Origin of the sequence: Klebsiella sp. GG_Kp146 (assembly GCF_040061975.1) — a bacterium.
GTDB lineage: Bacteria > Pseudomonadota > Gammaproteobacteria > Enterobacterales > Enterobacteriaceae > Klebsiella > Klebsiella quasipneumoniae.
The window spans coordinates 316,631-327,562 of record NZ_JBEAHA010000003.1 but is presented as its reverse complement, the minus strand read 5'-3'; the positions used below and the strand labels follow the sequence as shown (position 1 = coordinate 327,562).

Annotated in this window: 14 protein-coding genes; 5 read left to right on the top strand and 9 right to left on the bottom strand. The window is 58.4% G+C overall.

Going from position 1 to position 10,932, the window contains the following annotated elements:
• The 7 genes from rsxC to blr all read right to left on the bottom strand — a co-directional run.
• On the bottom strand, positions 1–1,722 hold a 1,722-nt coding region (gene rsxC, locus ABLU95_RS06080), incomplete at its 3' end, for an electron transport complex subunit RsxC (protein WP_348879032.1).
• The gene (rsxB, locus tag ABLU95_RS06075; RefSeq protein ID WP_004202846.1) at positions 1,715–2,293 is read right to left on the bottom strand and encodes an electron transport complex subunit RsxB; all 579 of its coding nucleotides are present in this window, start codon (positions 2,291–2,293) and stop codon (positions 1,715–1,717) included. The genes rsxC and rsxB, both read right to left, overlap by 8 nt.
• Positions 2,293–2,874, bottom strand: a complete 582-nt coding sequence (rsxA, locus tag ABLU95_RS06070) for an electron transport complex subunit RsxA (protein ID WP_002907658.1) — start codon at positions 2,872–2,874, stop codon at positions 2,293–2,295. The genes rsxB and rsxA overlap by 1 nt, the downstream gene beginning before the upstream one ends.
• 78 nt (positions 2,875–2,952) lie before the next feature.
• Positions 2,953–3,393, bottom strand: a complete 441-nt coding sequence (locus ABLU95_RS06065) for a DUF2569 domain-containing protein (protein ID WP_065881527.1) — start codon at positions 3,391–3,393, stop codon at positions 2,953–2,955.
• 75 nt (positions 3,394–3,468) lie between these two features.
• Positions 3,469–3,684 (bottom strand): transcription modulator YdgT, encoded by a 216-nt coding sequence (ydgT, locus tag ABLU95_RS06060; RefSeq protein WP_004202843.1) that lies wholly within the window; start codon positions 3,682–3,684, stop codon positions 3,469–3,471.
• Positions 3,685–3,899: 215 nt separating this feature from the next.
• A complete protein-coding gene (locus ABLU95_RS06055; RefSeq protein ID WP_048335888.1) occupies positions 3,900–5,270 on the bottom strand; it encodes a GH1 family beta-glucosidase in 1,371 nt (456 codons plus the stop codon).
• Between the two features lie 115 nt (positions 5,271–5,385).
• The gene (gene blr / locus ABLU95_RS06050; protein ID WP_196015076.1) at positions 5,386–5,523 is read right to left on the bottom strand and encodes a division septum protein Blr; all 138 of its coding nucleotides are present in this window, start codon (positions 5,521–5,523) and stop codon (positions 5,386–5,388) included.
• A gap of 190 nt (positions 5,524–5,713) precedes the next feature.
• Here blr and ABLU95_RS06045 point away from each other — a divergent pair, with 190 nt between their 5' ends.
• A complete protein-coding gene (locus ABLU95_RS06045) occupies positions 5,714–6,754 on the top strand; it encodes an oxidoreductase (protein ID WP_233672701.1) in 1,041 nt (346 codons plus the stop codon).
• 35 nt (positions 6,755–6,789) lie between these two features.
• Here the strand turns inward: ABLU95_RS06045 and add are convergent, their stop codons facing one another.
• Positions 6,790–7,791 carry an adenosine deaminase gene (add, locus tag ABLU95_RS06040; protein ID WP_065881535.1) on the bottom strand — a complete coding sequence of 334 codons (1,002 nt, stop codon included), beginning with the start codon at positions 7,789–7,791 and terminating at the stop codon, positions 6,790–6,792.
• Positions 7,792–8,012: 221 nt separating this feature from the next.
• Between add and ABLU95_RS06035 the strand changes: the two genes are divergently transcribed.
• Entirely contained in the window at positions 8,013–8,198 is a 186-nt protein-coding gene (locus ABLU95_RS06035) for a hypothetical protein (RefSeq protein WP_004202827.1), read from the top strand.
• A 9-nt stretch (positions 8,199–8,207) separates the two neighbouring features.
• Here ABLU95_RS06035 and ABLU95_RS06030 read toward each other — a convergent pair whose 3' ends face one another.
• Positions 8,208–8,576: a hypothetical protein gene (locus ABLU95_RS06030; RefSeq protein WP_004202826.1), complete on the bottom strand. Its 369-nt coding sequence runs from the start codon at positions 8,574–8,576 to the stop codon at positions 8,208–8,210.
• Positions 8,577–8,820: 244 nt separating this feature from the next.
• Here ABLU95_RS06030 and cybB point away from each other — a divergent pair, with 244 nt between their 5' ends.
• From cybB to ABLU95_RS06015, 3 genes are all read left to right on the top strand, one after another.
• The gene (gene cybB, locus ABLU95_RS06025) at positions 8,821–9,348 is read left to right on the top strand and encodes a cytochrome b561 (RefSeq protein WP_241515878.1); all 528 of its coding nucleotides are present in this window, start codon (positions 8,821–8,823) and stop codon (positions 9,346–9,348) included.
• 104 nt (positions 9,349–9,452) lie between these two features.
• Positions 9,453–9,728, top strand: coding sequence for a metal/formaldehyde-sensitive transcriptional repressor (locus tag ABLU95_RS06020; RefSeq protein ID WP_004202822.1), 276 nt, complete (start codon positions 9,453–9,455; stop codon positions 9,726–9,728).
• Between the two features lie 24 nt (positions 9,729–9,752).
• Positions 9,753–10,871, top strand: a complete 1,119-nt coding sequence (locus ABLU95_RS06015) for an S-(hydroxymethyl)glutathione dehydrogenase/class III alcohol dehydrogenase (protein ID WP_023289916.1) — start codon at positions 9,753–9,755, stop codon at positions 10,869–10,871.
• Positions 10,872–10,932: the final 61 nt, after the last annotated feature.

The window sequence follows — 10,932 nt, the reverse complement described above, 5'->3', positions numbered from 1 at the left end:
TTTGCGCGCTTTGGCGCGGGCGATGGCGGCTTCCACCGCGGCTTTACGCGGGTCGGCCGCCGGGGCTTCCGCCGGGGCTTCCGCCGGCGCGGCCTGCTGCTGCGCTTTACGCGCCCGGGCTTCGGCCTTCCGCGCTTCGCGGGCGGCGATCGCCTCGCTGTTGTCTGGTCTGGCGCCGGCATGAATCACGATAGGCTGCGCGGCGTCGCGCTGTTTATCACGTACCCGGGCCAGGGCGGCGTTAATCGCATCCTGATCTTTGGCGGCAGGCTGGACGGCGGCTTTTTTATGCCGCTCGGCGCGGGCCGCTTTCTCACGCTCCAGGCGCGCCTGTCGGGCCTCGAATCGCGCTTTGGCTTCCGCAGCGCGCTGCTCTTCCTGACGAATCGCCGCGATCTCGGCTTTCTCCTGACGGAAGTACTGCACCAGCGGAATATTGCTTGGGCATACCCACGCGCACGCGCCGCATTCGATGCAGTCCGCCAGATTGTGGGCGGTGGCTTTATCGTGCTGCTGGCCTTTGCTGAACCAGTAAAGCTGCTGCGGCAGCAGATCGGCCGGGCAGGCGTCGGCGCAGGCGCTGCAGCGAATGCAGCCTTTCTCTTCCTGCGGCTCGCCCATCTCGCTGGCGGCGGGCGCCAACAGACAGTTGGTGATCTTCACCACCGGGACGTCGAGCCCCGGCAGGGTAAAGCCCATCAGCGGCCCGCCCATGATCACCATTGGTTCGGCGCTGGCGCAGAAGCCGGCGTCGTTAAGCAGATGGCGCACCGGCGTGCCAAGGCGCGCCCAGACGTTGCCCGGCCGGGCTACCGCCTCGCCGGTGAGGGTGACCACGCGCTCGGTTAACGGCTCGCCGTCAATCACTGCGCGTTTCACCGCATAGGCTGTACCGACGTTCTGCATCAGCACGCCAATGTCCGAAGAGCGACCACCGTGGGGTACCTGTTTGCCGGTGAGAATTTGGGTGAGCTGCTTGGCGCCGCCGGAGGGGTATTTGGTGGGGATCACGCGCAGCGAAATGCCATGGGCGTCGCAAAGCACCGCCCGCAGCATCGAGATGGCCTGCGGCTTATTGTCTTCAATGCCGATCAGCACCTCGTCAGGCTGCAGAATATGGGCAAGGATGCGGATCCCTTCGACAATCTGCGCCGCGCAGTCCTGCATCAGACGGTCGTCCGCCGTGATATAGGGTTCGCATTCGGCGGCGTTAATGATCAGCGTTTTAATTTTATCGCCGCCGCCGCGCAGTTTACTGCCGGTGGGGAAGCCGGCGCCGCCGAGGCCGGCAACGCCAAACTGGTGGATGCGCTCAATCAGCGCTTCACGGGTGCGGGTCTGATAGTCGCTCCAGCCGTCGCGTTCGATCCAGCGGTCTTCGCCGTCGGCGTCAATGATCACGCTCATCTCCGCCAGCGCGGACGGATGGGCAGTGGTGTGCGGGGCGATAGCGGCAACGGTGCCGGAGGTGGGAGCGTGAACCGGCAGCATTCTTCCCCAACCGCGGGTCAGCGGCTGGCCGCGAAGCACCCGGTCGCCGACCTTGACGCACAGTTCGCCTTCGGCGCCGATATGCTGCTTCAGCGGGATCACAAAGCGCTGCGGCAGGGAAACCTGGCGCAGCGGGGTGCTGTTTGACTGGGTTTTCATCTCCGGCGGGTGAATACCGCCGTTAAAATCCCAGACTTTGTCTTTTCGGAAAGCGGAAAATAGCTTAAACATGTTGTTCCACAGGAATATTTCGCACCGGGATCGTATGCAGATCCCATTTCCAGGTTTCCGGGGTCGTCGCCACCGGAACGAGTGAAATGCACTGGGTCGGGCAGGGGGCAACACACAGGTTGCAGCCGGTGCACAGGTCGCTCATCACGGTATGCATGGCGCGGGTCGCCCCGACAATGGCATCCACCGGACACGCCTGAATACATTTGGTGCAGCCGATGCAGTTCGGCTCGTCAATCACGGCGAGCATGCGGGCCGGCTCGGCTGCCTGCTCGTCGCCGTCGACGGGCTGCGGGTCGACGTTGAGCAGGGCGGCGATTTTTAACATCACCGCTTCGCCACCCGGCGCGCAGCGGTTAATTTTCTCACCCTGCACGCCCACCGCTTCCGCATAGGGGCGGCAGCCAGGGTAGCCGCACTGCCCACACTGGCTCTGCGGCAACAGTTCATCAATTTTTTCCACCACCGGGTCGTCCTGCACCGCGAAACGGCGCGACGCGTACCCCAGTATTAAGCCGAAAATCAGCCCTAACAGGCTGATGGCGATCACGGCTATCCAGACTGCGCTCATTACAACTTCACCAAACCACTAAAGCCCATAAAGGCCAGAGACATTAAACCGGCGGTAATCAGCGCGATGGCATTACCACGGAACGGCGCGGGGACATCGGCCACCACCAGACGCTCGCGGATCGCCGCGAACAGCACCATCACCAGCGAGAAGCCGACGGCGGCGGCAAAACCGTACAGCGCCGACTGCAGGAAATTGTGGCCCAGATTGATGTTCAGCAGCGCCACCCCAAGCACCGCGCAGTTGGTGGTGATCAGTGGCAAAAAGATCCCCAGCAGGCGATAAAGCGCCGGGCTGGTTTTACGCACCACCATCTCAGTGAACTGAACCACCACGGCGATAACCAGAATAAAGGCCAGGGTACGTAAATAAACCAGATTTAGCGGGATAAGGATCCAGGTATCAATCAGCCAGGCGCAAATAGAGGCCAGGGTCATCACGAAGGTGGTCGCGAGCCCCATCCCCATTGCGGTTTCCAGCTTTTTGGAAACACCCATAAACGGGCACAGGCCAAGGAACTTCACTAAAACGAAGTTATTGACAAGGACAGTACCGATAAAGAGCAGTAAATAATCAGCCATCATGCGACCTGAAACGAAAAAAAGCCGCTTATTATCGAATAAAACGATACCGGCGACAACAGGTTAAGTGTGGGGTTTTTACGGATTAACAAAGGTCCGTTTGACCCGCTGTGAACGGCGAAAATAGGGCGCCAGCAGCGCGGCGGCCAGCAGCGGAAACAGTAGCTGACGCAGAGCAAGGGCATCCGAAACGGGGGAGAAGGCAAACGCCTTTATCGCCAGCAGCAGCGTAATGAGCAGCCAGATAATATAGTGTTTCGGCACCAGCGAGCGCCGTTTGAAAAAGGCGATGGTCAGCCAGAGCGTATAAAACCACATGCCGATGGCAAACAGCAGCGAGGCGACCCACAGCGCCATGTGTCCGGTGCTCATGGCGCGCAGCAAGGCCCAGGTCTGCGGCGACATGAGGGCATTGGCAAAAAATAGCAGCGATAACGAGGCGCTCAACAGCGCCAACAGCAACCAGGCCAGCGGTGCCAACAGCCAGCCGCCGATGCGCTCCGCAGATTGTGACGTCATGTTTCTCCCCTATTCAACGCCAGTGTATAAAAGCAGGCCGGGAAGTATAAGCAACTGGCGTGAAGGATGACAGTCTTACTGCACGAATCGCCAAACGGATTTAGGCACCTGGCCCACATCGAACAATTTACCACCGGAAACCAGCTCTGCCCGGCGATGGTCGGCGGCGCGATACATATTAACGATCTCTTCGGTGTCAGTCAGGGAGTAGTTAAGGTGATCAAATAGTTTTTCAAGACTTTCCAGCGAACTGATTTTGCGGAATTTTAATAAATAGTCCAGAACGGTCATTTTCGTATCCATTTTATAATCGGAATAATTATGTTGAATATTATCAGCATTCACTAAACCTACTCTCAACCAACGGCGCCTTCTGCCGGGGCCGCGTGGCATGATTCAGGTTATAAAAACCCATGACAAGGAGCAAAGCCAACCTTGAAGAGCAGGGAGATGTTTAAGAATATTCTAAATCAGACCGGGCGCCGAATGGCGCCCGCAGGAGAAGATTAACGCTGTTCGCCGCGGCTGGCAATAACAGATTTGTACCAATAAAAACTCTTCTTTCGTTTGCGTGCCAGATTTTGCTGGTGGTCCACATAGACAAAGCCATATTGCTTTTGATAACCGTTGAGCCAGCTCAGCAGATCGATAAACGACCAGGGATAATAGCCGCGGACGTCCGCTCCCTGCGCCAGCGCCTTTTCCAGGGCGCCAATATGGCTGCTCAGATAGTCGATTCGCGGATCGTCGACCACCTCACCGGCAATAATCGGGTCTTTCGCCCCAAGGCCATTCTCGGTGATATAGATCGGGATATCGCCATAGCGCGCCTTGATCATCATAATGCCGTCGGTCAGCCCCTGCGGCCAGATCTCCCAGCCCCATTCGGTATAGGTGCTTTGCGGATTACGCACGAAATAGAATAACCCCTCCACGCCAGGCTCGCCGCCGGTGGGGATTTCGGGCGGCTGGGCGGATACCGTTTCCCGACGATAGTAATTCAGACCGATAAAGTCACAGCGGTTGTCTCGCAGCAGCGCGTCGTCCCCTGGAGCAAAGCGCGGTACGCCCCACAGCGCTTGAGTCTGCGCCAGCAGGGCAGCAGGATAGGCGCCTTTTAGCACCGGATCGTACAGCCAGTGGGTATGGATGGCGTCAGCCAGGTCGGTAGCCTGCCGGTCTGCCTCGCTGTCGGTGAGTGGGGTATGCGGCTGCAGCACATTGACGAAACCAATCTCGCCCGCCACGGCCATCTCGCGAAAAGCCTTCACCGCCAGCGCATGGGCGATAAATACGTGATGACAGGCCTGGATGGCGCGCGCCGGATCGCGAACGGCCGGGGGATGCAGGCCGTTAATGTAGCCGTGGCCGATGAAGACAATGGTCTCGTTAAAGGTCGCCCACAGCTTCACCCGCGAACCAAAGCGCGCGTAGCACAGGCGGGCGTACTCGGCGAAGGCCTCGGCGGTGCTGCGTGCTTCCCAGCCGCCCTCATCCTGCAGGGCCTGCGGCAGGTCCCAGTGATAGAGGGTGATCATCGGCTCAATATTATGCGCCAGCAGTTCATCGATCAGATCGCTATAAAACTGCACGCCTGCTTCATTAACCTCGCCGCGCCCGGTGGGCAGCAGGCGGGGCCAGGAGATGGAAAAGCGATAGCTCTGCAGACCCATCTCGGCCATCAACGCCACGTCTTCGCGAAAACGGTGATAGTGATCTACGGCGATATCGCCGGTGGTCCCTTCAAAGGTGGTTCCCGGCAGGTGAGAGTAAATATCCCAGATTGACGGTCCTTTACCGTCAGCGTCGTGCCCACCTTCGACCTGATACGCTGCGGTAGCGGCACCCCATAAAAAATGTTGCGGAAAAGCGGCCATGAAAAAGCTCCCAGTCTGATGATAGAGGGAGTGTAATCAAAGCAAGGAGAGCTGTGCAACCGGTTTCTGAAACCGGTTGCACAGTTGCGAAGCAGGTCACTGTTTCACGGCGGCGCTACTTTATCTGCACCACATCCGCTGGCGGTGGCGACTGGTAATTATCAATATGGTGCGCGATAACCAAAAGCAGTGCGGAAATCCCAAAAACAATCCAGCCAATAAGTTCTACAATACGGGTAAAAACAGTCGTCATAACACTTCAATATCCTTTGAACACAGTGGGAAATGTTACTCTATGGTCAGCAGATCACAAGGGGTATCTGTCTGATTTTTCACGCATGCGGTAAAACCGTAAGTGGAAAAATGATAAGTTTGAGTCGCGGTTTGTAAGAATATTCTCATTAACCAGATATTGACATCAGCTGAATAAGCGAGGCGGTAACATGAGTGATGCGATCCGGGTGGGGCTGGTGGGCTATGGCTACGCCAGCAAAACGTTTCATGCGCCGTTAATCAGCGGCACGTCGGGCCTGGCGCTGACGACGGTCTCCAGCAGCGACGCGGCCAAAGTTCATGCCGACTGGCCTGGCGTGAAGGTGGTCAGTGCGGCGAGTGAATTGCTGAACGACCCGGAGATCGATCTGGTGGTCATCGCCACGCCGAACGACACGCACTTCCCACTGGCGAAAGCGGCGCTGGAGGCCGGGAAGCACGTGGTGGTGGATAAACCCTTTACCGTGACACTGTCACAGGCTCGCGAGCTGGAGAGCCTGGCGAAGCACTGGGGTCGGGTGCTGTCGGTATTTCACAACCGGCGCTGGGACAGTGATTTCTTAACGGTCAGAACGTTGATCAACGAAGGCCAGCTGGGAGAGGTGGGTTACTTCGAATCACATTTCGACCGTTTCCGGCCGCAGGTGCGCCAGCGCTGGCGGGAGCAGGCGGGCCCCGGGAGCGGAATTTGGTATGATCTTGGACCGCATCTGCTCGACCAGGCGGTGGCGCTGTTTGGTCTGCCGGTGAGCATCACGGTCGATCTCGCTCAGCTTCGGCCCGGCGCGCAATCCACCGACTATTTTCACGCGGTGCTGGCCTATCCCCAGCGGCGGGTGGTGCTGCACGGCACATTGCTCGCCGCCGCGGAGAGCGCGCGCTTTATCGTCCACGGCTCGCGGGCCAGCTATATCAAGTACGGTCTCGACCCGCAGGAGGAGCGGTTGAAAAATGGCGAACGTTTGCCGCAGGAGGACTGGGGGTATGATATGCGTGACGGTACTCTCACTCGCGTCGAAGGCGACGAACGCAGCGAGGAGACGTGGCTGACGCTGCCGGGCAATTATCCCGCTTACTATGCCGCTATCCGCGATGCGCTCAACGGAGTGGGAGAAAATCCGGTCCCGGCCAGCGAGGCGATTCAGATCATGACCCTGATTGAGCTCGGTATTGAGTCGGCCCGGCACCGCGCCACGCTCAGCCTGGTGTGAAAAATAGCCCGGCAGCGCGGCTGCCGGGCCGGTAATCAGCCTTTGGCCACCCGCTGAATGAGCGAGGCTTTTTCCTGTTCGCTGAGAAACGCCTGAGTCAGTCCGTTGATCTGCGCCTGGCGGATCTGCTCCCGGCTCAGCCCCGCCGCCGGCGCCGCCACGGTGTATTCGTGGATAATGTCGACCCCCTGGACCGCCGGATCGTCAGTGTTGAGGCTCGCCAGCACGCCGTGCTCAAGGAACTGCTTCAGCGGATGCTGGGCCAGAGAGGGCACGGTGCTGGTTTGCACGTTCGAGGTGAGGCAGGACTCAATCCCGATGCGGTGCTCGGCCAGATAGTCCATCAGGGCGGGATCCTGTACCGCTTTTACCCCATGGCCGATGCGCTCGGCGCCCAGTTCACGGATGGCCTGCCAGATACTTTCCGGGCCGGCCGCTTCGCCAGCGTGGACAGTGATATGCCACCCGGCATCGCGGGCCTGGTTAAAATGACTGAGGAACAGCGCCCCCGGGAATCCCAGCTCATCGCCAGCGAGGTCGAGGGCGGTGATGCCATCGCGGTGGGCGAGCAGGGCCGCCAGCTCTTCCTGGCAGGCCGCTTCGCCAAAGGTGCGGCTTAAAATGCCGATCAGGCGGGCATCGACCTGGAAATCGCGGCACCCTTCACGTACCCCGGCGATCACTGCCTCTACCACGCCGTCGACCGGCAGCTGGTGGGTCATCGCCATATAGCGGGGGGAGAAGCGCAGCTCCACGTAGTGCAGGCCATTGCGCGCCGCGTCTTCGACGTTCTCATACGCCACGCGACGGCAGGCTTCCAGCGAGGCCAGGACTTTCACCCCCCAGTCGAGCTTGGCGAGAAAACTGACCAGATCGGGCTCCAGGCTGGTGACCTGGACGTGGGGACGCAGCGTGTCAAGGGTGGTAGCGGGAAGGGTGATGTTAAACTCGCGGCCAAGATCGAGGATGGTTTGGGCCCGGATGTTACCGTCAAGGTGGCGGTGAATGTCGGTTAATGGCAATGAGGAATCAATCATGGTCGCACTCTTTTTTTAGTTAAAGTGCACGTCATTATACAACAGATACCTAACGCTTTAAAACGATTGAAAAAAGGCAAAAGAAACAAACGCCTGCGCCAGGCCCGGCCGGCGCAGCAGAATGCGGCGCATAATCATTTACATTTATATTTTATTTGAATGTATTCATGTTACATATTAAATTCTGCTTACTTTATCGACGATGAGGCAGGGATGCGAATGTGGAAAGCGTAATCCATAATAATATTGAGGGTTTTCTGCTGTTGTTATTAAGCATGTGGCCCATTCTGTTGGTGGTATTCGTTGGCGTCGCCATCTCCTTCTATACCATGCTGTTACGCAAAACGGCGCTGGCCTGCCTGCTGTTCGCCGTCGCCATCGGCGCCGCAGGCTGGAGCTTTGCCTGACGCCAGGCCTCAGGGTTTATCCAGCAGGCTCATACTGGAGGTGGCGGCGCCATCATTCAGATTGGACGGCGAATGCCAGTCGCGGCCCGCCAGGGCGCTGTCTCCCTGACCGCTGCTGGCGACGCTGTCCTGCTGCGTCGACAGCGTTGACCCTTCAAGCGCTTCCTCTGCCCCCGACTGGTCGGGCAGAGAACTGCTATACCCGCCATTGTTCGAATACGTATCCATACCGTTGACTTCATTCGGCACCGTGTCGGTGGTGGTCCCGTCATCGTTAATGCAAAATGAGCCGCCGATGCCGTTAGGCTGACAGTCCGCGGCGAAAGTCGGGCTGGCCAACGCGGTCAGCAGCAATAGCGGTAAGCTAATTTTCTTCATTTTTTATCTCCATACGCAGCGTGGCCGACAGATGTTCTCAACTATAGAGGGGAGAGCACGGCGGCAGGTAACAAAACTGTTTAATTTTGTAATAGCTCATGGTATCCGGCGCCCGTTCGCGTGGCCCGGGCGCAGCGGCTCGGCACAATGCGGTAATCATTTGTTAATTCAACGTAAAGGTTAATGAAAATTTAAGGGAAGGCCGCTATGTTGGCAGCATCACACTTTCCATTAAGGATATTCCATGCGCGATAAATATTCCGGCCTGCAGATTGGCATCCACTGGCTGGTCTTCTTGCTGGTGGTGGCGGCCTATGCGGCGATGGAGCTGCGCGGATTTTTCCCCCGCAGCGATCGGCCGCTGATTAATATGATTCATGTTTCCTGCGGGATCGCCATTTGCGTGCTGATGGCGGCGCGTCTGCTGGTGCGGCTGAAAACGCCGACGCCGCCGATCGTGCCGAAGCCGTCGCCAATGATGACCGGTTTCGCCCATCTCGGCCATCTGGTTATTTATCTGCTGTTTATTGCCCTGCCGCTGATCGGCATGGTGATGATGTACTGGCGCGGGAATCCCTGGTACGCCTTTGGCCTGACGATGCCGTATGCCCCGCAGAGCGATTTTGAGCGGGTGGACACCCTGAAAGCGATCCATGAATGGTTAGCGAATGCCGGTTACTTCGTGATTGGCCTGCATGCCTTTGCCGCGCTGCTCCATCATTACTGGTGGAAAGATAATACCCTGCTGCGAATGATGCCCCGTAAGCGCTGAATCATTCGCTTCAATATTCAGACCCCGTCCCGCGACGGGGTTTTTTTTGCCTTTGCGGCTAATAAAATATAGTATACCCCCCTATATGATACGGAGGCGTTATCGTGCCACATTCACCTGAAGATAAAAAACGGGCCCTCAGCCGCGTACGCCGCATCCGCGGTCAGGTTGAAGCCCTTGAACGCGCGCTGGAGTCCGGCGAACCCTGTATGACTATCCTGCAGCAGATCGCCTCGATTCGCGGGGCGGCAAACGGTCTGATGGGCGAAATGGTGGAGATCCACCTGCAGGACGAGCTGGTCAGCGGCGACACCACCCCGGACCAGCGGGCCGCGAGAATGGCAGAGGTCGGTCATCTGCTACGATCTTATTTAAAATAACATCACGACGAGGAAGAGACAGTTATGAAATCACGCGCAGCAGTGGCCTTTGGCCCCGGTCAGCCGTTAAAAATCGTAGAGATTGACGTCGCGCCGCCGAAAAAAGGCGAAGTTCTGGTGAAAATCACCCATACCGGCGTGTGCCATACCGATGCCTTCACCCTTTCCGGCGACGATCCGGAAGGCGTCTTCCCGGCGGTGCTGGGCCATGAAGGCGGCGGCGTGGTCGTGGAAGTGGGCGAGGGCGTCACCAGCCTTAAGCCGGGTGATCATGTCATCCCGCTGTATACCGCCGAATGCGGCGAGTGCAAGTTCTGTAAGTCGGGTAAAACCAATCTCTGTCAGGCGGTACGCGCCACCCAGGGCAAAGGGCTGATGCCGGACGGCACCACCCGTTTCTCGTATAACGGCGAACCGATTTATCACTACATGGGCACCAGCACCTTCAGCGAATACACGGTCTGCGCTGAGATCTCGCTGGCGAAAGTCAATCCGCAGGCGCCGCTGGATAAAGTGTGTCTGCTGGGCTGCGGCGTGACCACCGGCATCGGCGCGGTGCATAACACGGCGAAGGTTAAGCCTGGGGATACCGTCGCGGTCTTTGGTCTGGGCGGCATCGGCCTGGCGGTGATCCAGGGCGCCGTGCAGGCGCAAGCCGGGCGCATTCTGGCGGTCGATACTAACCCGGATAAGTTCACTCTCGCGAAAGAGATGGGGGCTACCGACTTTATCAACCCCAACGACTACGATAAGCCCATTCAGGATGTGATCGTTGAGCTGACCGACGGCGGGGTGGATTTCAGCTTCGAGTGCATCGGTAATGTCAATGTGATGCGCGCGGCGCTGGAATGCTGCCATAAAGGCTGGGGCGAGAGCGTCATTATCGGCGTGGCCGGCGCAGGGCAGGAGATCAAGACCCGTCCGTTCCAGCTGGTGACTGGCCGGGTGTGGCGCGGCTCCGCCTTTGGCGGCGTGAAAGGCCGTAGCCAGCTGCCGGGAATGGTAGAAGACGCGATGGCGGGTAAAATTCGCCTCGACCCGTTTATTACTCATCGCCTGCCGCTGGCGCAAATTAACGAGGCCTTTGACCTGATGCATGAAGGCAAATCGATTCGCACCGTGATCCACTTTGGCGACCAGTAATCGCTAACGCGCAAGGCGTTTCGTCAGCAGCAAAAAAGGGCCCGAATGGGCCCTTTTGCTT